This window comes from Acidovorax sp. LjRoot129 (genome assembly GCF_964253765.1).
Lineage (GTDB): Bacteria > Pseudomonadota > Gammaproteobacteria > Burkholderiales > Burkholderiaceae_C > Acidovorax.
On record NZ_CAXUSE020000001.1, the window covers coordinates 993480 to 1015648 of the forward strand.

Genomic DNA, 22169 nt, shown 5'->3' on the forward strand with positions numbered 1-22169 from the left:
TTTTCTACCAGGAGGTTTTCATGAAATTCCACAAGAAACTCGCCCGTACCGCTCTTTTTGCTGCGCTGACCGCGGCGAGTCTGGTAGCCCAGGCACAGACCCTCCGCATCGCCAACCAGGGCGATTCGCTGTCGATGGACCCGCACTCGCTCAACGAGTCACTGCAACTCAGTGTCACGGGCAACGTCTATGAGCCGCTGGTCGGCCGCAACAAGGACCTGAGCCTGGCGCCCGCGCTGGCCACCGCCTGGAAGCAGACATCCCCCTCCGTGTGGCGCTTCGAGCTGCGCAAGGGCGTGCAATTCCACGACGGCACGCCGTTCACCGCGGACGACGTGTTGTTCAGCTTTGCGCGCACCCAGGTGGAAGGCTCGGACATGAAGAGCTACACCAACGACTTCAAGGAAGTGCGCAAGATCGACGACCACACCGTCGAGATCGAAACCAAGACGCCATTCCCCATCCTTCCCGATGTGATCTCGCTCGTGTACATCATGAGCAAGAAGTGGTGCGAGACCAACCAGGCGCAGACGCCGGTGGACCGCCGCAAGGGCATCGAAAACGCTGCATCGTTCCGCGCCAACGGCACGGGCCCCTACCGCCTGCGCGAGCGCCAGCCCAACGTGCGCTCGGTGTTTGTGCGCAACGGCACCTACTGGGGCAAGATCGAAGGCAACGCGACCGAAGTCGTCTTCACCCCCATCGGCAACGACGCCACACGCGTGGCGGCCTTGTTGTCTGGCGAAGTGGATGTGATGGAACCTGTGCCAGTGCAGGACATCGACCGCGTGAACAGCAGCGCCAACACCCGTGCCATCACCGGCCCTGAGCTGCGCACGATCTTCCTGGGCATGGACCAGAAGCGCGACGAGCTGCTGTACTCCAGCGTGAAGGGCAAGAACCCCTTCAAGGACAAGCGCGTGCGCCAGGCCTTCTACCAGGCCATCGACATCGAAGGCATCAAGAAGACCGTGATGCGTGGCGCCTCCAACCCATCGGCCCTGCTCGTGGGCCCTGGCGTCAACGGCTTCCAGCCGGACGCCAAGCGCCTGCCGTTTGACGTGGAGGCTGCCAAGAAGTTGATGGCCGAAGCCGGTTACCCCAACGGTTTTGAAGTGGCGATGAACTGCCCGAACGACCGCTATGTGAACGACGGCCGCATCTGCCAGACCGTGGCCGCCAACCTGTCGCGCATCAACGTCAAAATCAACCTGCAGGCCGAAACCAAGGGAACGTACTTCCCCAAGATCCTGCGCCGCGACACCAGCTTCTACATGCTGGGCTGGACCCCCGCCACCTACGACTCGCACAACGCACTCAATGCCCTCATGCGCTGCGTGGACGACAAGGGTGCGGGCCAGTTCAACCTGGGTGCTTACTGCAACCCCAAGGTGGATGAGCTGACGCTCAAGATCCAGGCCGAGACCGACAAGGCCAAGCGCAACGCGATGATCAAGGAAGTCTTCGACCTGCACGCAGCCGACGTCGGCCACATCCCACTGCACCAGCAGGCGCTGGCCTGGGGCGTGGGCAAGAACGTCAAGCTGGTGCAGCTGGCCGACAACTTCATGCACTTCAAGTGGATGAGCATCGCCAAGTAAGTCAGCCGCACAGCCGACTACTGCAAGCGACTTCAGATCGTTAACACCCCACACCGCACCACGGTGATTGACTGCCCGCAGCAACACACGGCCGCTACCCGCGCCCTGTGTTGCTGCATGTCCACTAGTTTCCCACAATGAAAACAACCCTTGCCCGCTGGTTCGACAGCGATGTCGGCTACAGCTTTCGCACCTCGCCGGTGGCGATGGCCGCGGCCCTGATCGCGCTCATCTGCCTGTTCTGTTCGGTGTTTGCCGGATGGGTCGCACCCCACAACCCCTTTGACCTCGCCACGCTCGAACTGAGCGATGCGCGGCTGCCACCCGCCTGGATCGCCGATGGCTCCGCCAAGTACCCGCTGGGCACCGATGACCAGGGCCGCGACATCCTGTCGGCGCTGATCTATGGCGCGCGCATCTCCCTCGTCGTGGGCATCGCCTCGGTGCTGCTCTCGGTGGTGGTGGGTGTGGCGTTTGGCCTGCTGGCCGGCTTTCGCGGCGGCTGGATCGACGCTGTGCTCATGCGCCTGTGCGACGTGATGCTGTCCTTCCCCGCCATCCTCGTCGCGCTGCTGATTGCGGGCGTGGGCCGGGCACTGTTCCCCAACGCGCACGAATCGCTCGCGTTTGGCGTGCTGATCATCTCCATCTCGCTCACCGGCTGGGTGCAGTACGCGCGCACGGTGCGCGGCACCACGCTGGTCGAGCGCAACAAGGAATACGTGCAGGCCGCGCGCGTCACCGGCGTGTCGCCGCTGCGCATCATGCGCAAACACGTGCTGCCCAACGTGATGGGGCCCGTGCTGGTCCTGGCCACCATCCAGGTCGCCACGGCCATCATCACCGAGGCCACGTTGTCCTTCTTGGGCGTGGGCGCGCCGCCCACTTCGCCCTCGCTGGGCACGCTGATCCGCATCGGCAATGACTACCTGTTCTCCGGCGAATGGTGGATCACCGTGTTCCCCGGCGCCATGCTGGTGCTGATTGCTCTTTCCGTGAATCTATTGGGCGACTGGCTGCGTGATGCCCTCAATCCGCGCCTGCGCTGAACAAGAACAAGAAAAGCGATATCCCCATGAGCCTCCTAGAAGTCAAAAACCTCGTTGTCGAATTCCCGAGCCGCCGCGGTACCCTGCGCGCCCTGGACGACATTTCCTTTTCCATTGCGCCCGGCGAGATCCTGGGTGTGGTGGGAGAGTCCGGCGCCGGCAAATCGCTCACGGGCGCCGCCATCATCGGCCTGCTTGAACCCCCGGGCCGCATCGCCTCGGGCCAGATCCTGCTGGAGGGCCAGCGCATCGACAACCTCAGCAACGATGAGATGCGCCACATCCGCGGCCGCCGCATCGGCGCGATTTTTCAGGACCCGCTGACCTCGCTGAACCCGCTGTACACCGTCGGGCGCCAGCTGACAGAAACCGTCCTGGCCCATCTGCAGGTGACGCCGGCCGAAGCGCGCCAGCGTGCGATCCAGCTGCTCAAGGACACCGGCATCCCGGCCGCCGAAGAGCGCATCGACCACTACCCGCACCAGTTCTCTGGCGGCATGCGCCAGCGGGTGGTCATTGCGCTGGCGCTGGCCGCCGAGCCCAAGCTCATCGTGGCCGACGAGCCTACGACCGCGCTCGATGTGTCCATCCAGGCGCAGATCATCACGCTGCTGAAAAACATCTGCAAATCGCGCGGCGCGGCCGTGATGCTCATCACCCACGACATGGGCGTGATCGCCGAAACCTGCGACCGCGTGGCAGTGCTGTATGCCGGCCGCGTGGCAGAAATCGGCCCGGTGCACGACGTGATCAACAAGCCGTCGCACCCCTACACCGCGGGCCTCATGGCGTCCATCCCCGACATGACGATGGACCGCGAGCGCCTGAACCAGATCGACGGCGCCATGCCCCGCCTGAACGCCATCCCCACGGGCTGCGCCTACAACCCGCGCTGCCCCCACGCCTTTGACCGCTGCATGACCGAACGCCCTGACCTGTTGCCTGCGGGCTCCACCCGCGCTGCCTGCTGGCTGCACGCCGGCAACAACGCTGCCGCCGCTGTGCCGAACGCCGAGGTGACCGCATGAGCGCCACAACCACCACTCCGGCTGCAGCCACTGCGCCGGTCAAAAGCAAAGCCCTGGTGCAGGCGCACGACCTGGCCAAGACGTTTGATGTGTCCGCCCCCTGGCTCAACCGCGTGATCGAACGCAAGCCGCGCACGCTGCTGCATGCGGTGGACGGCGTGAGCTTCGAGATCGAAAAGGGCAAGACCCTGGCCCTGGTCGGCGAGTCCGGCTGCGGCAAGAGCACCGTGGCCCGCCTGCTGGTGGGCCTGTACGAGCCCACACGCGGTGGCCTCACTTTTGACGGCCAGGACGCGCACGCGGCCTTCAAGGGCAACGACGCCCGGGCCATGCGCCGCCGCATCCAGATGATCTTTCAGGACCCGTACGCGAGCCTGAACCCGCGCTGGCTGGTCGAAGACATCGTGGGTGAGCCGCTCAAGGAACATGGGCTCATCACCGACAAGGCCGAGCTCAAGCAGCGCGTGGGCGAGCTGCTCAAGTCCGTGGGCCTGTCGCCGCTCGACATGGTGAAGTACCCGCACCAGTTCTCCGGCGGCCAGCGCCAGCGCATCTCGATTGCGCGCGCTTTGGCCACCGAGCCCGAGTTTCTAGTGTGCGACGAGCCCACCTCGGCACTCGACGTGTCGGTGCAGGCCCAAGTGCTCAACATCATGAAGGACCTGCAGCGCGAGCGGCAGCTCACGTACCTCTTCATCAGCCACAACCTGGCCGTGGTCCGCCACGTGAGCGACCAGGTCGGCGTGATGTACCTGGGCCGGCTGGTGGAGCTGGCGGACAAGCACACGCTGTTCAATACCCCGCGCCACCCCTACACGCGCATGCTGCTCGACGCGATCCCCAAGATGCACGACACGGGCCGCGCGCGCACTCCCGTGCAGGGCGAGGTGCCCAACCCGCTGAATCCGCCCCCCGGCTGCGCCTTCAACCCGCGCTGCCCGCACGTCAACGACCGCTGCCGCGCCGAGCGCCCACAACTGCTCAACATTGGCGGCATCCGGATCGCGTGCCACGCGGTGGAAGAGGGGCGGATTTGAGGTTTGCTATTTAATTCATAGCTGCAAGCGCTTATGGAATAAGCGCTAGGGCCGCTTTGGAGCATAAAAGCCGGTCGCCATGCCTTTGCCAAGCGGTTGCAGTGCGCTGCTCCACGCTGGGTGATCACCACGCCACAGATCCTTCGGGGTCTGTGGCGTTTTGTTTGGGCGCTTGAAAGGCAGCGTACCTTGCCGATGACCTCAGGAAGGGCGGCTTCGCGCGTCCGCTGGGATGCCGCTGAGCGGGGCAACGGCTGCGGCAATGTGGGCCGTCGCGGCAGCCGAGTGCGAAGCGCTATCGCAAGCCGCTTGCTATCAAAAAATATAGCTTCAGACGCTCTACCATCAAGCGCTAGGGCCTCAAAAGACCCAAAATTCAAGCGTACCGCTTGGCCCGCAGGTTCTCTTTCATCTGCTGCAGGATCGGCTGCAGCGAACTGCCGATGCGCAGCGCCACGCAGGTCGCCAGCACGTCGATGATCAACAGGTGCATGAGCCGCGACACCATCGGGCTGTAGCGGTCGTAGCCCTCGGGGTGGTCGGCGGCCAGGTGGATCTGGCAGGTGCTGGCCAGGGGCGAGCCGCTGGCCGTGATGACGATGGTGGTGGCGCCGTTGCGGCGGGCGATGTCGGCGGCGTCCATCAGGTCGCGCGTGCGGCCCGAGTTGGAGATGATCACTGCGCAGTCGCCGGGCCCCAGCAGGGTGGCGCTCATCACCTGCATGTGGCCGTCGCTGCTGGCAATCGACGTGACGCCCAGCCGAAAGAACTTGTGCTGCGCGTCCTGCGCCACGATGCCCGAATTGCCCACGCCGTAGAACTCGATACGCTTGCCAGTCTTCCAGGTGGCGGCAATGGCCTCGGCCGCACGCTCGATGGCCACCGTGCTGGCCGCGTTGCGGTACTGCAGAAAGGCAGCCACCGCGTTGTCGACCACCTTCACCAGCACATCGCCCGTCTTGTCGTCGGCGTCCACGCTGCGGTGGATAAAGGGCACGCCCTCGCTCACGCTGCCGGCGAGCTTGAGCTTGAAATCGGCCAGCCCGTCGTAGCCCATGCTGCGGCAAAAGCGCACGACTGTGGGTTTGCTCACGTGCGCGCGTTCGGCCAGTTCGCGCACGGGCAGGCGGGCAAAAGCGCGGGGGTCGACCAGCACCAGTTTGCCCACGCGCTGTTCGGCGGGGGCCAGGGAGGACAGCGAGGCGGTGATGCGGTCCAGCATGTCAGCGGCGCTCCTGGGGCAGGCCTGCGCGGGGGGCGGCGGGGTGGGTGGTCATGGGTGTCCGGAAAGCAGGAATTAATGTAACTGGGTTCCTTCCGCGCGGGGTGTCCGGTTTCACGCTGCCGCCTTGGCGTTTACTCGTATTCCCGGTAGGCGCCCGCAGGGGCGGGGCCTACGATCCAGCGTAATTCCGTTACCCAGAAAGCAGAGGTTTTTTTATGCACAAGATCCTGGCAGGCACGGCCCTGGCGTTGGCCGCAGGCGGGGCCTTCGCGCAAGGGCAGGTCAACATGATTTGCTCGGTGCAGGCCGAGTGGTGCAGCCTGATGTCCACCGTGTATGCCAAGACCACGGGCACCAAGGTCAACATGACGGCCAAGGGCTCTGGCGAGGCGCTGGCCCAGCTCAACGCCGAGCGCGCCAACCCCAAGACCGACATCTGGTTTGGCGGCACGGGCGATCCGCACCTGCAGGCCGCCGAGCAGGGCCTCACGCTCGAGTACAAATCGCCGCAGCTGGCGCAGCTGTACCCCTGGGCGCAGAAGCAGGCGGTAGACTCCAAATACCGCACCGTCGGGGTGTACCTGGGCCCGCTGGGGTTTGGCTACAACAAGGAACTGCTGGCCAAACGCAAGCTCAACCCGCCGCAGTCGTGGGCCGACCTGCTCAAGCCCGAGTTCAAGGGCGAGGTGCAGATGGCCAACCCGGCATCCAGCGGCACGGCCTACACCATGATCGCCACGCTCGTGCAGATCATGGGCGAGGACAAGGCGTTTGACTACCTCAAGGCGCTGCACCCCAACGTCAGCACCTACACGCGCTCGGGCACCGCGCCCATCAAGGCCGCGGCGCGGGGCGAGACCGCGGTGTCGGTGAGCTTCGTGCACGACGTGACCACCGAGGCCGTCAACGGTTTCCCTGTGGGCTCGGTCACGCCGGCCGAGGGCACGGGCGCCGAGGTCGGCTCCATGAGCCTCGTCAAGAACAGCCCCAACGCCGAAGCTGCCAAGAAGTTCTACGAATGGGCGCTTACGCCGGGCGGCCAGCAGTTCGGGCTGGCGGCCAAGCAGTTCCAGCTGCCCAGCAACATGCAGGTGCCCAAGGACCCGCGCATGACCGATCCGGCCAAGATGAAACTCATCAACTACGACTACGCCAAGTACGGCGCTAGCGCCGAGCGCCGCCGCCTGATTGCGCGCTGGGAAAAGGAAGTGCAGAACGCTGCACGCTGACAGGGCAAGGCGCGGGCGATTCGGTACCGGTGTTTGTTAGGGCGTGTCATCCATCAATCCCCCCACGCGAAAGCCGGCCAGGCCGCGCAGTGCTAGGCGCCCTGAGAGCCGTGTAGCCCCGCTACACAAGCGAAGGGCAACGACGCAATGCGCGGCCTGGCTGGCTTTCCCTTCGGGCTGGCCCCGCAATGCGGCGTCTGCTTTGTCGCGTGGCTTGCACATAGATGACTATGGGCTGCGCCCCGCTTCGCGCATCCATCCGCATTGCGGGGCCGGCGCGTGGGGGGATTGATGGATGACTCGCCCTAGTACCGAGGCCCGCCGCGCCGATGCGGAATAATGGCGCCATGACCCAACTCGACGCCCTCAAACAGTTCACCACCGTGGTTGCCGACACCGGCGACTTCAAGCAACTGGCGCAGTTCCAGCCCCAGGACGCCACCACCAACCCCTCGCTGATCCTGAAGGCTGTGCAAAAGCCCGAGTACGCGCCGCTGTTGCAGGACACCGTGGCGCAGTTCAAGGGCCGGCCGATGGACGAGATCATCGACCGCCTGCTGGTGCGTTTTGGGCGCGAAATCCTGGCCACCATTCCGGGCCGCGTGTCCACCGAAGTCGATGCCCGCCTGAGCTTTGACACCCACGCCACCATCACCCGCGCCGAGCGCATCATCGAGCTGTACCAGGCCGAAGGCATCCACATCGACCGCGTGCTGATCAAGGTCGCCGCCACCTGGGAAGGCATCAAGGCCGCCGAAAAGCTCGAGCAGCGCGGCATCCACACCAACCTCACGCTGCTGTTCTCGTTCGCCCAGGCCGTGGCCTGCGGCCAGGCCAAGGTGCAGTTGATCTCGCCGTTTGTCGGCCGCATTTACGACTGGTACAAGAAGCAGGCCGGCGCCAGCTGGGACGAGGCTGCGCGCGCCGGCGCCAACGACCCGGGCGTGCAGTCCGTCACCCAGATCTACAACCACTACAAGCGCTTTGGCATCGCCACCGAGGTCATGGGCGCGAGCTTTCGCAACGTGGGCCAGATCACCGCGCTGGCCGGCTGCGACCTGCTGACCATCGCCCCCGAGCTGCTGGCCCAGCTGGCCGCCAGCGACGCGCCCCTGGCGCCAGCGCTCGACGCCAAGGCGGCCCAGCAGCTGGACTTGCCGGCAATGAACTACGACGAAGCGGGCTTTCGTTTTGCGCTCAACGAAGACGCGATGGCGACCGAAAAGCTGGCCGAAGGCATCCGCGGATTTGCGGCCGACGCGATCAAGCTCGACAAACTGGTCCTGGCGCTCTGACCGCTGGATTGAGTCACTGGCACACGGACTCGGCTACTGCGGCAGCGCATTCCCTGCCCCACAAAAAAGCGCCCTCTGGGGCGCTTTTTTATTGCCGCGCGATCCGGGAAGTCAAAGCGACCGCGCAGGCGGCACAGGCCGGCGCAGTGGCGCGGGCCCCTGGGGCAGCGGCAGCTTGATGCCCACCCGCAGGCCACGCGGCGCCACCGGTTCCGCTAGCGTGTGGCCACCATGGCGCAGCGCGATCTCTTCCACGATGGACAAGCCCAGGCCGCACCCGCCGGCGATGTCCGACCCACGCCAAAAACGTGCGAACAGTTCCGTCAGGTGCGCGGCCGGCACGCCGGGGCCGTCGTCTTCCACCACCAGCGTGGCCCACCGCCCCGGCGCGGTAGCCACACGCACCGTCACCGTGGCGCCCGGGCCGGCGTAGTGCAGTGCGTTGTCGATGAGGTTGTTGAGCGCCTCGCGCAGCAACAGCGGGTGGCCGAGCACGTCCAGCCGGTCGTCGCCCTCGTAGCCCAGGTCCATGCCCTGCGCCAGGGCGCGCGCCGCCCATTCGCGCGCCACCTCGCGGGCCAGCGCGGCCAGGTCGATGGGCTGCATCTCCACGTTGGATTCCGAGCGTGCCAACTGCAGCAGCTGGTGCACCAGGTGGGCGCTGCGCTGGGCAGCGGCGAGCACTTTCTGCAGGCGTTCCTGCACCGCCGGTTCATGGCTCTCGTGCAGGGCCAGCTCGGTCTGGCCGATGAGCCCGGCCAGGGGCGTGCGAAGCTGGTGCGCCGCATCGTTCAAGAAGCGCTTTTCCTTTTTCTGGCCGCGGGCCACCGTCTCGAGCAGACCGTTGATGGTGCTGGCCAGGGAGTGCACTTCCTGCGGGGCCGAGGTGAGCTCGATGGGCGGCAGCGGGTCGGCTGTGTTGTGCTTGCGCGCGCCCGCTTTCTCGATCTGCGCCTCCAGGCGCTTCAAGGGCTGCAAACCGCGCAGCACGCCGGCATACACCACCGCGCTCAGCGCCAGGCCCATGAGGCCCATGGGCAGCAGCATCTGCTCGAGCAACTCCTGCGCGATGCGCTCGCGCACGGTCAGGCTTTGCGCCACCTGCACGCGCAGGGTCTGGCGGGTCTGCGGCGTGCCGTAGTCCACGTCGAGCAAGGCCACACGCACCGGCTTGTCATCCACCCGCGCGTGGTACAGGTACGGGTCGCCCACTTGCACGTCTACCGGTGGGGGCGGGGGCAGCTGGGCATTGCCCAGCAAAAAGCGCCCGGGTGGGGACGACACCATGTAGGTGATGCGGTCGGCCGGGTCCTGCTCCAGGATGTCCTGCGCGGCCTTGGGGAAGTCCACCAGCAGCCCGTCGCCAATCGGCTTGATCTGCCGCGCCAGCGCGCGCACCGACTGGGTCAGCGTCTGGTCGATGCCCTTCTCGCCGTTTTGCAGCGCCACGCGCCACGCCAGAAACCCGCCCGAAAGCCACAGCACCAGCTGCGGCAGCAGCAGCCACAAAAGCAGCTTGCGCTGCAGCGAAACACCGTGGAGTGGCCGCATGTCAGTCGGAACCGGCAGGTCCCACGCCAGGGCCGCCCAGCAAGGGCCGCCACGCAGCAAGGGCGGCGTCCTCCCGGGGGGAAGGCGCGAAGTGCCTCAGGGGCGGAGCGACGCGCATCACGGTCTTTCGAGCATGTAGCCCAGGCCCCGGATATTGCGGATGGCCAGGCTGGTGTCGTCCAGCTTCTTGCGCAGGCGGTGCACATACACCTCCAGCGCGTTCGATGCGAGCGGCGGTGCCGACTGGCCGGGTTCGGGCGGGCCGGCGCGCCAGGCAGCCAGCACGTCGTCGCGTGTCACGACCTCGCCGCAGCGGTTGACCAGCAGCTCCAGCAGTTCCCACTCGCGCTGCGTCAGCTCCAGGGGGGCGCCGTCGAGCGTGGCGGCTTGGCCGGCATGGTCCAGCAGCAGTGGGCCGATGGTGGTGCTGGGACCGCCCGATGCGCTGCTGGGCTGCGTGAATGCGGGCTGCCGTGCGCGGCGCAGCATGGCCTGCAGGCGGGCCTGCAGCTCCTGCATGTTGAAGGGCTTGGTGATGTAGTCGTCGGCCCCGGCGTTCAGGCCCGCCACCCGGTCGTCGATGCCGTCGCGGGCAGTGAGAATCAGCACGGGCAGGCCGACGATGTGGCTGCGGACCCAGGTCAGCAGTTCCATGCCATCGGCCCCCGGAAGGCCCAGGTCCAGGATGATCCCGTCCACCGCCTGGGTCTGCAACAGCGCCATGGCCTGGGCCACGTTGCACGCCGTGCAGACGTCAAATTCGAGCTGTTTGAGCTGTCCCGTGAGAGCGTCGAGCAGCAGGGCATCGTCTTCGACGATCAGTAGGGTGGGCATGGATTGAGCATAACAAAGCGCCTCCCGCGGCGGTCGCCGTGGGCCTGTGTGTTCGGGGCGACCACACACTGCGCAAACGCGGTAATCGGATAACGGCGGCAGGGCACTGGCATGTAACCAACAACCCGGGAAAGCCCTGATATGTTCATTAATTATTGTAATTAAAGTACCGACTGCGCTGAACGGCACCGGACTGCTGCGCACCAAACGGATTCAAACATCGAGGAGACAAGGGTATGTGGAAGATGACAAAGATCGCCGCAGTCGCGGTGGGCCTGGCGGCAGCGATGTCGGCCAGCGCAGGGGAGGTCGAGGTTCTGCATTACTGGACTTCGGGCGGCGAGGCCAAGTCGGTCGCCGAGCTCAAGAAGATCATGCAGGCCAAGGGCCACACCTGGCGCGACTTTGCCGTGGCCGGCGGCGGTGGCGACAGCGCCATGACCGTGCTCAAGAGCCGCGTGATCTCGGGCAACCCACCCTCCGCTGCGCAGACCAAGGGTCCCGCCATCCAGGAATGGGCGTCCGAAGGCGTGCTGGCCAACATGGACACCCTGGCCAAGGCCGAGAAATGGGATGAGCTGCTGCCTAAGGTCGTCGCCGATGTCATGAAGTACAAGGGCGCCTACGTGGCCGCCCCCGTCAACGTGCACCGCGTCAACTGGATGTGGGGCAGCTCCGAGGCGCTGAAGAAGGCCGGCGTAGCCGCCATGCCCAAGACCTGGGACGAGTTCTTTGCTGCTGCCGACAAGCTCAAGGCCGCCGGCCTGGTGCCTGTGGCCCATGGTGGCCAGAACTGGCAGGACTTCACCACGTTTGAGTCCGTGGTGCTCGGTGTCGGTGGTCCCAAGTTCTACCAGGACGCACTGGTCAAGCTCGACGACAAGGCCATCAATAGCGACACGATGAAGAAGTCGCTCGAGACCTTCCGCCGCATCAAGTCGTACACCGACGCTGGCGCCCCCGGCCGCGACTGGAATCTGGCCACGGCCATGCTGATCCAGGGCAAGGCAGGCTTTCAGCTGATGGGCGACTGGGCCAAGGGCGAGTTCCTGGCCGCCAACAAGGTGCCCGGCAAGGACTTCCTGTGCGCTGCAGCACCGGGCACGACCACGTCGTACACCTTCAACGTGGACTCGTTCATCCTCTTCAAGCTCAAGGACGCCGCCGCCCAAAAGGCGCAGAGCGACCTGGCCAGCTCCATCATGAGCACCGAGTTCCAGGAAGTGTTCAACCTGAACAAGGGCTCGATCCCGGTACGGGCCGGCCAGAAGATGGACAAGTTCGACGACTGCGCCAAGGCCTCGGCCAAGGACTTCGTCGACACCGCCAAGAGCGGCAGCCTGCTGCCCAGCGTGGCCCACGGCATGGCGATTGCGCCCGCTACCGAAGGCGCCATCAAGGACGTTGTCAGCCAGTTCTGGAATGACGACAAGGTGAGCGTTGCGGACGCCATGAAGAAGATCGCGACCGCCGCCAAGACCAAGTAAGCCAAATAAACCACCACTAGAGGGATCCCATCATGAAGACAAGAAACCGCCTCACGGCGGTGGCTTTGGCCGCCGCATGCGCAAATGGCGCCTTTGCTATGGAAGTAGCGGGCTTTGAGTTCAACGGTTACTCGCGGGGCGGCCCCGTGTTCAACCACTCCGACGGCGTCAAAGGTCACATCGGCCTGGGCGGCGAGCTGCAGATGTTCCGCCTGGGCAATGAGGGCGACAACGGCATTGAAGTCAACTTCGCCCGCGGTTTTGAGACCAACGGCATCAAGTGGAAGGTGAACTACATGCCCGCCAAGTGGGGCAGTGGCGACATCAGCACCGAGCAGGCCTACGTGGAAATGAGCGGCTTCTCTTTCTCGCCAGAAGCCAAGTTCTGGGCCGGGCAGCGCCGCCTGCGCATTCAGGATGTGCACATCGTCGACTACTTTCTGCTGAACTACGGCGACAACATCGGTGCGGGCGTGACAGACATCCCGGTGGGCGGCATGAAGCTGGGCCTCGGCGTGTTCACGGGCGACAAGTTCGACGGCAACCTGCCCAACGACGTGAAGGCGCACCGTTTCAATGCCGACCTCTCGGAGATCAACACAAACCCTGGCGGCAAGCTGCGCGTGCTGCTGACTGCGGTGGGCGGCAAGAACCAGGTGGGTGGCGGTTCGGGCTCGGGCGTTTCGCTGATGCACACGCAAAAGGAATTCCTGCTGCCGAGCATCAGCAACACCCTGTTCCTGCAGACGTCCCGCGGCCATGCCCGCATCGATGGCGAGTTTGAATCCATCGACGGCACCCGTGCTGGCCGCCGCTCCACACGCATTGCCGACTCGATCAACTGGCAAAGCGGCCCCTTCGGTGGTCAAGCCATCATCGGCTACCAGACCAACAAGGCCGACCTGACCGGGGTGGAGACCAAGGACTTCTCGCTGGGCGGCCGCGGCTCGTACGCCGTAACGCAGAACTTCAAGATGCTGGCCGAGCTGTCGACCACCACGCGCAAGGGCAATACGGGTCCCGATCAGCGCCTGTCCAAGGCCACCCTGGCGGGTGCTCTGGCCTTGTCGGAAGACTTCTGGTCACGCCCCGAGCTGCGCCTGTATGTGACCAAGGTCAACTGGAACCAGGCAGCTGCCGTGGCGAATGCCGCCACGTTCGGCGCCAACGGCAAGACCTCGCGCACGTTGGTGGGCGTGCAGTACGAGGTCTGGTGGTAAGAAATTCCGCGTCGGGCCGCTGGGAACGCGGGGCGCTCGCTCCGCAAGCCTCGCGGCTTGGACATGGAATGGTGAGTGAGTTAGCGAGTTAGCGAGTTAGCGAGTTAGCGAGTTAGCGAGTTAGTCAGAGGTTACTTTGTTCATTTGGGGGGCACTCCTGCGTGCCCCCCGTTTTTTCTAATGCAGGACGATGACAAACACATTCCGCGGCCATGAGCAAAAACACGTTTGAAACATGGTTGCCCAAGCTGGTCGTGACACCGGCTTTTGTTCTGGGCTTTGCGTTCATCTATGGCCTCATGGTCTGGAACGGCGTGCTCAGCCTCTCCGCGTCGCGCATGCTCCCCAACTACGAGTGGGTGGGCCTGGCGCAATACGAAAAACTCTGGGAGATGGACCGCTGGTGGGTGGCGCTCAAGAACCTGGGCATCTTCGGGGTGGGCTATGTGGGCGGGTCGCTCGCCATTGGCGTGGTGCTGGCCGTGCTGCTGGACCAGAAGATCCGCGCTGAAGGCGCCCTCCGCACGATTTACCTGTACCCCATGGCCCTGTCGTTTGTGGTCACGGGCACGGCCTGGAAGTGGCTGCTGAACCCGGGCCTGGGCATCGAAAAAATGGTGCGCGACTGGGGCTTTCCCAATTTTGAATTTGGCTGGCTGGTCGATACCGACATGGCCATCTACTGCGTGGTGATCGCAGGCATCTGGCAAAGCGCGGGTTTTGCGATGGCGCTGTTTCTGGCGGGCCTGCGCGGCATCGACGACAGCATCATCAAGGCCGCACAGGTCGATGGCGCATCGCTCCCGCGCATCTACTGGCGCATCGTGCTGCCGGCGCTGCGGCCTGTGTTCTTTTCCACCGTCATGGTGCTGTCGCACCTGGCAATCAAGAGCTTTGACCTGGTGATGGCGCTCACGGCCGGTGGCCCCGGCTTTGCCACCGACGTGCCTGCAACGTTCATGTACACCATGTCGTTCTCGCGCGGGCAGATCGGCCTGGGCGCTGCCAGCGCCACCATGATGCTGGCCACCGTGGCGGCCCTGGTGATCCCGTACCTGTACAGCGAACTGCGGACCAAGCCCCATGACCGCTAAACCTTCACTTCTCCCTTCCGTGGGCCGCTTCCTGGTCTATGCGGTGCTGGCCCTGGCGACCGCGTTCTTCTTGCTGCCGCTGTACGCGATGCTTGTTACGTCGTTCAAGGATGCGGACGAGATCCGCAGCACCTCGCTGCTGGCCCTGCCCGCCGCATTGAATTGGGCGGCCTGGGGCTCGGCGTGGTCCACTGCCTGCACGGGTGTCGACTGCAACGGCCTGCGCCCGTTTTTCCTCAATTCGGTGGCCATGGCCGTGCCTGCGGTGCTGATCTCGACCGTGTGGGGCGCGCTCAACGGCTACGTGCTCAGCCTGTGGAAGTTCCGCGGCAGCGACGCGCTGTTCGGCATGTTGCTGTTCGGCGTGTTCATGCCCTTCCAGGTGGTGCTGCTGCCGATGAGTCAGGTGCTGGGCTGGCTGGGCTTGTCGAGCTCCATCACCGGCCTGGTGCTGGTGCACTGCCTGGCGGGCTTGGCGGGCACGACGCTGTTCTTTCGCAACTACTACGCGGCCATCCCGAAAGAGCTGGTGAACGCCGCACGCATGGACGGCGCGAGCTTCTTCCAGATCTTCTGGCGCATCGTGCTGCCGCTGTCCACACCCATCGTGATGGTCACGCTCATCTGGCAGTTCACCAACATCTGGAACGACTTCCTGTTTGGCGTGGTGTTCTCCGGCACCGACTCCAAGCCGGTGACCGTGGGGCTCAACAACCTGGCCAACACCAGCTCCAGCGTGAAGGCCTACAACGTCGATATGGCGGCCGCGATCATCGCGGGCTTGCCGACCATGGTGATCTACGTTCTCGCAGGCAAATTTTTTGTGCGCGGCCTCACTGCCGGCGCCGTAAAGGGATAAGGAATCATGGCGTCTTCATTGGACATCGCAGGCATCAACAAGCGTTTCGGCAAGGGCGACAAAAGCGTCGAGGTGCTGCGCAAGATCGACATCCACGTGGCACCGGGCGAGTTCCTGATCCTGGTCGGCCCCTCGGGCTGCGGCAAGTCGACGCTGCTCAACATCATCGCGGGCCTGGACGAGCCGACCGAGGGCGAGATCCGCATCGCCGACAAGAACGTGGTGGGCATGCCCCCGCGCGACCGCGACATCGCCATGGTGTTCCAGAGCTACGCGCTGTACCCCACGCTGTCGGTGGCGGACAACATCGGCTTTGCGCTGGAGATGCGCAAGATGCCCAAGCCCGAGCGGCAAAAGCGCATCGACGAAGTGGCGGCCATGCTGCAGATCAGCCACCTGCTGGACCGCCGGCCCAGCCAGCTCTCGGGCGGGCAGCGCCAGCGCGTGGCCATGGGCCGGGCGCTGGCGCGCCAGCCGCAGCTGTTCCTGTTCGACGAGCCGCTGTCCAACCTCGACGCCAAGCTGCGCGTGGAGATGCGCGCCGAGATCAAGCGCCTGCACCAGGCCAGCGGCATCACCAGCGTGTACGTGACGCACGACCAGGTCGAGGCCATGACGCTGGGATCGCGCATCGCGGTGATGAAGGGCGGCGTGGTCCAGCAGCTGGGCACGCCCGACGAGATCTACAACCGCCCGGCCAATACCTATGTGGCGACCTTCATCGGTTCGCCCACCATGAACCTGCTGCGCGGTGGTGCGCAGCCCGCCGGGCACTTTGGCATCGAGGGCGCATCGCTGAACCTGGCACCGCCCGCGGGCGCCGCTGAGATGTTGCTGGGCGTGCGCCCCGAACATCTGCAACTGCAGGACGACGCGCCCTGGCGCGGGCAGGTCAGCGTGGTGGAACCCACCGGCCCCGACACCTATGTGATGGTGGACACCGCGGCAGGCAGCGTCACGCTGCGCACCGACGCACAAACCCGCGTGCAGCCGGGCGATCAGGTGGGCCTGACCGTGGCACCGGCCAACGCCCACTGGTTTGATGCGAAGTCCGAAGAGCGCCTGGCCTGAGACTGCGGATTCAGCTGACCCGCCTCCACGCTGAAGAGGCGCGGTGGTTCCTCCGCCACCGGCGGCCCGCCCTGTCCTGGCCGCGGGCACCCGGCCCGGCTGACCTTGGCGGTACGCCGCCCGGTGCCCTCCCGCCGGCGGTTTGCCCAGTGGCCGCAGGGGCTTTGGTCTTTGCCAGGCCTTGGGTTTCAGGTAAAAACAGGCTCTACCGCTTGATGTATATCCACTTGTTGCTATATTTTTGGTAGCAAAAGGTTGCCCCCTGGCCGGGCCCTGCGCTACCGCCAACGACCTCTGCGATCGACCTATGCACCCACTGCGCCTTCTTGCCGACATTGGCGGCACCAACATCCGGCTGGCCTGGCAGGCATCGCCCACGGGCCCGCTCAACGACACGCGCGTGCTGCCTTGCGCGCAGTTCCCCACCGTCGACGCTGCGTTGGCGGCCTATCTGAAAGAGGTGGGCGTGCCCACCCCGCGCGAAGCAGCTTTCGGCATTGCCAACCCCGTGACAGGCGATGCGATCCGCATGACGAACCACAGCTGGAGCTTTTCGCAGCGCGCGGTCCGTGAAGCTTTTGGTTTTGAGCGCCTGGTGGTCATCAACGACTTCACGGCCCTGGCGCTGGCGCTGCCGCTGCTCACGCCCGACCTGCTGCGCCAGGTGGGCGGCGGTGAGGGCGTGGCGGGCAGCGCCATTGCGCTGGTCGGTCCCGGCACGGGGCTGGGCGTGTCAGGCCTGGTGTTTCCGCCGGGCTCCACCGCGGGCGTGCCGCTGTCGGGCGAGGGCGGCCACGTCACACTGGCCGCGCAGACCCAGCGCGAATTCGACGTGCTCAACATCCTGCAAGAGCGCTACGGCCATGTGTCGGCCGAACGCGCCGTGTGCGGCGCCGGCCTGGTGGACCTGTACCACGCGGTGCGCCGGCTGGCCCAGCGCGGCGGCAAAGAAGTTAGCTCCGCTGCGCAGGTGACCGAGCTCGCGTTGCAAGCGAACGACCCGCTGGCGCTGGAAGCCCTCGATCTTTTCTGCGGGTTCCTGGGCAGCGTCGCGGGCAACCTGGCCCTGACGCTGGGCGCGCGCGGTGGCGTGTACCTGGGCGGCGGCATGGTGCCGCGCCTCGGAACGTGGTTTGACAAATCGTCGTTCCGCGCGCGGTTCGAGGCCAAGGGGCGTTTTCAGTCCTATCTGGCGGCTATCCCCTGCTGGATCATCGACCCGACCGTCACCCCTGCGCTGTACGGCGCATCGCGCGCACTGGATATCGCGGGCGCAGAGTGATGGCGGACAGTGGCGCCGTGCCGCCCGCTTTGCCCGCGCTGCAGCTGGCAGGCATCCACCATGTCGCGATCATCGCCAGCGACTACGCGCGCTCGCGCCGCTTCTACACCGAGGTGCTGGGTCTTCAGGTCTTGAACGAGGTGTTCCGCGCCGAGCGGCAGTCCCACAAGCTTGATCTGCAGTTGCCCGATGGCTCGCAGGTCGAGCTTTTCTCCTTCCCCAACCCGCCACAGCGCCCTTCCTATCCGGAGGCCTGCGGTTTGCGCCATCTGGCGCTGCGGGTGGACGACCTGACCGCGAGCCTGGTGGTGCTGGCAGCGCACGGCGTGGCCGTGGAGCCGGTGCGAATTGACCCTTTTACCGGCGCCGAATTCACTTTCCTGGCCGATCCGGATGGGCTGCCGATTGAGCTGGTGGGGAGCTCAGCCGCGTAGCTGCCATGGAGCGGGATGCAGCGGCCTCAGCGTTCAGCCACTGGATGGGCGCTGGTCCGGTGCACCTCCACCAGCGCAGCGGATATGGCCGCCGATACAGCCGCCTGGGCCTGGGGGCTGTTCTTCCAGCACGACGATCCCGAGAGGCTGGCGCCCTTCGCCAGGATGTCGCGGGCGTCGGCTTCTGCGAGTTGGGCCATGCTGGCAAATCCCATTTGTTCCAGACGCAATACGACGGTGGGGCCGACGCCTTTGACTGCGAGAAGAACGGCGCGTTCAGCGGGAGAGAAAGAGGGGTTCATCCGTGAAGGAAGCGGTTTTGGCCGCGGGCAATGGGGTGAAGGGAGGCGGTGCGGAAGGGCCGGAAAAGGGCGGCGCTATTGGAAGCTTGCCTCATCACCTGTGGGCTCCACTGTAGCGGCGCTAACACGGAGGCAGCGCTACCGTTCGCTCTGGTTTGTAGCCCGAAAACGCCGGATCGCTGAATCGCTGGATTTGGAAGCCGCACCGCCGTTAGGCTGGGCTCCCGCTTCCCATCTACATCTCTTCGCTCCAGCAATGCCCATCGCGCGCAATCATCGCGCTGGCTGCACTCGGCCCCCAGCTGCCCGGCGCATACGGCCGCGGGCCCGCGGGGTCGTTCTTCCAGTGCTGCAGGATGGGCTCCACCCAGCGCCAAGCTTCCTCTTGCTCATCGCTGCGCACAAACAGGTTCAGGCGCCCAGCGATCACGTCGAGCAGCAGGCGCTCATACGCGCCCACGCGTTCGGTGCCAAAGCGCTGGTCGAAGTCGAGGTTGAGCGCCACCTGTGACAGCGCGGGCTCGGTCTGGTGCTGCGCGGCGCCCTGGGCCAGCAGGTGCAGCTCCAGCCCGTCCTTGGGCTGCAGGTTGATGACCAGCCGGTTCACCGCCCCCGAGGGCATTTTGAAGATGGGGTGGGGCACGGGACGGAAGTTGACGACGATGTGCGCGTCGCGCCCCGCCAGCCGCTTGCCGGTGCGGATGTAGAACGGCACGCCCGCCCAGCGCCAGTTGGAGATCTCGGTGCGCAGCGCGACAAAGGTCTCGGTGGTGCTGCCGGGCGCCACACCCTTTTCCTGCAGGTAGCCCGCCATGTTCTGGCCGTGGGTGTTGCCCGCGGCGTACTGGCCGCGAATCACATGCTGGCCGATGGTCTCCATGCTCCAGGGCTTGAGCGACTGCAGCACCTTGAGCTTTTCGTCGCGGATGGCGTTGGCGCTGGAGTTGATGGGTGGCTCCATGCCGATGGCGCAAAGCAGTTGCAGCGCGTGGTTTTGCACCATGTCGCGCAGTGCGCCGGTCTGGTCGTAGAAGGCGCCGCGCGTTTCCACGCCCAGCTCTTCGGCAATGGTGATCTGGATGTTGGCGATGTTCTCGCGCCGCCACAGGGGCTCGAACAGCGCGTTGCCAAAGCGCATGGCAAACAGGTTCTGCACCGCGGGCTTGCCCAGGTAGTGGTCGATGCGAAACACCTGCTCTTCCTTGAGCACGCGGCGCAAGGTGTCGTTGATGGCCTGGTTGGAGCGCAGGTCGTGGCCCAGGGGCTTTTCGAGCACGATGCGGGTGTTGGGGCCGTTCAGGCCGACAGCGGCAATCTGCTCGCACACGTTGGTGAACAGGCTCGGGGCGGTGGCCACGTACATCACCACGGTGTCGGCAGCGCGCTCTTGCAGCAGGCTGGCCAGGCGCGCGTAGTCCTGCGTTTGCGACAGGTCCATGCGCAGGTAGTGCAGCAGCGCGCCAAAGCGCTCGAACTCGTCGGGGGTGGGGCGCTTTGCCAGGTCCACGCTGTCAAAGCGCGACTGGATCAGGCTGCGGTATTGTTCATGGCTCAACTCGTCGCGTGCCACCGCAATGATGCGGCCCCCCTCGGGCAAGGTCCCGTGGCGGAAGGCCTGAAAAAGCGCCGGCATGAGCTTGCGCCAGGCCAGATCGCCGGTTCCGCCAAACAGGACGAGGTCAAAACTCATGGGGTCTCCGTATCAGTGTTGGTTGTTGGCACGCTGGCATGCAAGCCCACCGGCGCAGGCTGGAAATTGTAATCTCGTTACATCGAAATGTGTAGGTGCAAGGCCTGTAGAACGATTTATGACAGTTCCCAGATAGAAATTTATCGAACAAATTTGGTAATCAAGTTACTATCTCGCGGCATTGACCCTCCCACCCGAACCCACCATGTCCCTCCGTTGCGATCACACACCGCAGTGGCCTCAGCTGCAGGCTGCCTTTTCTGCCCAAGGGCGCGCGCTGGATCTGCGCCAGGCCTTTGCCCAGGACCATCAGCGGTTTGCCCACTTCAGCCAGTCGGCACCCCATGTGTTTGCCGACCTTTCCAAAAACCTGTGGGACCGCAGCACCGAAGCGCTGCTGCTGGACATGGCGCAGGCCACCGGCCTTGCGCAGCACCGTGACGCGATGTTGGGCGGCCAGCCCATCAACAGCACCGAAGGCCGCGCCGTGCTGCACACGCTGCTGCGCCGCCCCGCGGGCCTTTCGCTGCCGGGGGATAGCAGCAGCCTTGCCGGCCACCTGGCCGACGTGCACGCCACGCTCGACGCCATGCTCGCGTATGCCGACACCGTGCGTGCCGACGACGCCATCACCGACATCGTGAACATCGGCATCGGCGGCTCAGACCTGGGGCCGCACATGGCCGTGCTGGCGCTCGAGCAATTTCGCGCCCACGGCAAACGGCTGCACTTTGTATCCAACGTGGATGGGCATGAGCTGTACACGGCGCTGCAGTCGCTGCGCCCGCAGAACACACTGTTTCTGATCGCCTCCAAGACCTTCACCACGGCCGAGACCATGACCAACGCCGCCTCGGCCCTGGCATGGTTTGAGCAGCAGGGCGGGCGCGATGTGGGGCGCCACTTTGCGGCGCTCACCACCAATGTGGAGGCTGCACGGGCGCTGGGCATCACCACCACCTTCGGGTTCTGGGACTGGGTGGGCGGACGCTACTCACTGTGGTCCGCCATCGGACTGCCCGTGGCCATTGCCATCGGCTCCGCAGGTTTTCGCGATCTGCTGGCCGGCGCCCATGCCATGGACGAACACTTCCGCACGGCCCCATTCGCGCAGAACCTGCCGGTGCGCCTGGGCTTGCTTGACGTTTGGTACCGCAACTTCCACGGCTTCACCAGCCGCTGTATCGCGCCCTACCACGCGGCGCTGCGCCGCCTGCCGGCCTATTTGCAACAGCTCGAGATGGAAAGCAACGGCAAGCGCGTGGCGCGCGACGGCACGCCGCTGGCGCTGGCCACATCGCCCGTGTTGTGGGGCGAGCCGGGCACTAATGGCCAGCACGCGTTTTTTCAGATGCTGCACCAAGGCACCGACGTGCTGCCGCTGGAACTGATTGCCGTGCGCCAGGCCACCCATCCCCTGAAGGGACACCACGAGAAGCTGCTCGCCAATGCCCTGGCGCAAGCCCAGGCGCTGATGGTGGGCAAAGAGGGCGAAGACGGACATCGCCACTTCCCGGGCAACCGGCCCAGCACCTTCTTGCTGCTGGATGCACTCACGCCCGCTTCGCTGGGCGCGCTGATTGCGCTGCAGGAGCACCGCGTGTTTGTGAGCGGCAGCCTGTGGGGCATCAACAGCTTCGACCAGTGGGGCGTGGAGCTGGGCAAGGTGCTGGCCAAAGACATTGAAGCGCGGCTTGCCAGCGGCGATGCGGCGGGGCTGGATGGCTCCACCGCGGGGCTGCTGGGCCGCCTGCGCAGCGGCGCCTGAAGCGCAAGCGCACGGCATGACGCCGAGGCGCGCCCCTCACCGTTCAGGCTGACCCTGTCGAAGCCCCGCGCGCGCTACTGCCAGCACGCAACCAAACAAAAGTACAAGTCCGT

At 65.4% G+C, this 22169-nt stretch carries 19 protein-coding genes; 14 read left to right on the forward strand and 5 right to left on the reverse strand.

Annotated features, from left to right (window positions below):
- Positions 1–20 precede the first annotated feature (20 nt).
- The 4 genes from ACSQ3Q_RS04580 (at position 21) to ACSQ3Q_RS04595 (ending at position 4715) form a co-directional block, all read left to right on the forward strand.
- Positions 21–1601 carry an ABC transporter substrate-binding protein gene (locus ACSQ3Q_RS04580; RefSeq protein WP_436133228.1) on the forward strand — a complete coding sequence of 527 codons (1581 nt, stop codon included), beginning with the start codon at positions 21–23 and terminating at the stop codon, positions 1599–1601.
- Positions 1602–1738: 137 nt separating this feature from the next.
- Positions 1739–2650 carry an ABC transporter permease gene (locus ACSQ3Q_RS04585; protein ID WP_436133229.1) on the forward strand — a complete coding sequence of 304 codons (912 nt, stop codon included), beginning with the start codon at positions 1739–1741 and terminating at the stop codon, positions 2648–2650.
- A gap of 26 nt (positions 2651–2676) precedes the next feature.
- Positions 2677–3678: an ABC transporter ATP-binding protein gene (locus ACSQ3Q_RS04590; protein ID WP_436133230.1), complete on the forward strand. Its 1002-nt coding sequence runs from the start codon at positions 2677–2679 to the stop codon at positions 3676–3678.
- Positions 3675–4715 (forward strand): ABC transporter ATP-binding protein, encoded by a 1041-nt coding sequence (locus tag ACSQ3Q_RS04595; RefSeq protein WP_436133231.1) that lies wholly within the window; start codon positions 3675–3677, stop codon positions 4713–4715. The genes ACSQ3Q_RS04590 and ACSQ3Q_RS04595 overlap by 4 nt, the downstream gene beginning before the upstream one ends.
- Before the next feature lie 376 nt (positions 4716–5091).
- Here the strand turns inward: ACSQ3Q_RS04595 and ACSQ3Q_RS04600 are convergent, their stop codons facing one another.
- Entirely contained in the window at positions 5092–5937 is an 846-nt protein-coding gene (locus ACSQ3Q_RS04600) for an SIS domain-containing protein (protein WP_436133232.1), read from the reverse strand.
- 218 nt (positions 5938–6155) lie between these two features.
- On the opposite strand from ACSQ3Q_RS04600, the gene ACSQ3Q_RS04605 reads away from it, so the two are divergent.
- A complete protein-coding gene (locus ACSQ3Q_RS04605) occupies positions 6156–7169 on the forward strand; it encodes an ABC transporter substrate-binding protein (protein ID WP_436133233.1) in 1014 nt (337 codons plus the stop codon).
- 347 nt (positions 7170–7516) lie between these two features.
- Entirely contained in the window at positions 7517–8464 is a 948-nt protein-coding gene (gene tal / locus ACSQ3Q_RS04610) for a transaldolase (RefSeq protein WP_436133234.1), read from the forward strand.
- Positions 8465–8575: 111 nt separating this feature from the next.
- On the opposite strand, the gene ACSQ3Q_RS04615 is transcribed toward tal, so the two are convergent.
- Together ACSQ3Q_RS04615 and ACSQ3Q_RS04620 are read right to left on the reverse strand one after the other, a co-directional pair.
- On the reverse strand, positions 8576–10015 hold the full coding sequence (locus ACSQ3Q_RS04615; protein ID WP_436133235.1) for a sensor histidine kinase: 1440 nt from the start codon (positions 10013–10015) through the stop codon (positions 8576–8578).
- A 117-nt stretch (positions 10016–10132) separates the two neighbouring features.
- A complete protein-coding gene (locus tag ACSQ3Q_RS04620; RefSeq protein WP_436133236.1) occupies positions 10133–10849 on the reverse strand; it encodes a response regulator transcription factor in 717 nt (238 codons plus the stop codon).
- A gap of 236 nt (positions 10850–11085) precedes the next feature.
- On the opposite strand from ACSQ3Q_RS04620, the gene ACSQ3Q_RS04625 reads away from it, so the two are divergent.
- From ACSQ3Q_RS04625 to gloA2, 7 genes are all read left to right on the forward strand, one after another.
- Positions 11086–12336, forward strand: coding sequence for an ABC transporter substrate-binding protein (locus ACSQ3Q_RS04625; RefSeq protein ID WP_436133237.1), 1251 nt, complete (start codon positions 11086–11088; stop codon positions 12334–12336).
- A 98-nt stretch (positions 12337–12434) separates the two neighbouring features.
- Complete coding sequence (locus ACSQ3Q_RS04630) at positions 12435–13556, forward strand: carbohydrate porin (protein WP_436136939.1); 1122 nt, start codon at positions 12435–12437, stop codon at positions 13554–13556.
- 212 nt (positions 13557–13768) lie between these two features.
- Complete coding sequence (locus ACSQ3Q_RS04635) at positions 13769–14650, forward strand: carbohydrate ABC transporter permease (RefSeq protein WP_436133238.1); 882 nt, start codon at positions 13769–13771, stop codon at positions 14648–14650.
- A complete protein-coding gene (locus ACSQ3Q_RS04640; protein WP_436133239.1) occupies positions 14640–15509 on the forward strand; it encodes a carbohydrate ABC transporter permease in 870 nt (289 codons plus the stop codon). The genes ACSQ3Q_RS04635 and ACSQ3Q_RS04640 overlap by 11 nt, the downstream gene beginning before the upstream one ends.
- A gap of 6 nt (positions 15510–15515) precedes the next feature.
- Positions 15516–16580, forward strand: a complete 1065-nt coding sequence (locus ACSQ3Q_RS04645) for an ABC transporter ATP-binding protein (RefSeq protein ID WP_436133240.1) — start codon at positions 15516–15518, stop codon at positions 16578–16580.
- 307 nt (positions 16581–16887) lie between these two features.
- Complete coding sequence (glk, locus tag ACSQ3Q_RS04650; RefSeq protein ID WP_436133241.1) at positions 16888–17862, forward strand: glucokinase; 975 nt, start codon at positions 16888–16890, stop codon at positions 17860–17862.
- Complete coding sequence (gloA2, locus tag ACSQ3Q_RS04655) at positions 17862–18296, forward strand: SMU1112c/YaeR family gloxylase I-like metalloprotein (RefSeq protein ID WP_436133242.1); 435 nt, start codon at positions 17862–17864, stop codon at positions 18294–18296. The genes glk and gloA2 overlap by 1 nt, the downstream gene beginning before the upstream one ends.
- A 26-nt stretch (positions 18297–18322) precedes the next feature.
- Here gloA2 and ACSQ3Q_RS04660 read toward each other — a convergent pair whose 3' ends face one another.
- Together ACSQ3Q_RS04660 and zwf are read right to left on the reverse strand one after the other, a co-directional pair.
- Positions 18323–18496, reverse strand: coding sequence for a hypothetical protein (locus ACSQ3Q_RS04660; protein WP_436133243.1), 174 nt, complete (start codon positions 18494–18496; stop codon positions 18323–18325).
- 337 nt (positions 18497–18833) lie between these two features.
- Entirely contained in the window at positions 18834–20288 is a 1455-nt protein-coding gene (gene zwf, locus ACSQ3Q_RS04665; RefSeq protein ID WP_436133244.1) for a glucose-6-phosphate dehydrogenase, read from the reverse strand.
- Between the two features lie 205 nt (positions 20289–20493).
- Between zwf and pgi the strand changes: the two genes are divergently transcribed.
- The gene (pgi, locus tag ACSQ3Q_RS04670) at positions 20494–22056 is read left to right on the forward strand and encodes a glucose-6-phosphate isomerase (protein WP_436133245.1); all 1563 of its coding nucleotides are present in this window, start codon (positions 20494–20496) and stop codon (positions 22054–22056) included.
- Positions 22057–22169: the final 113 nt, after the last annotated feature.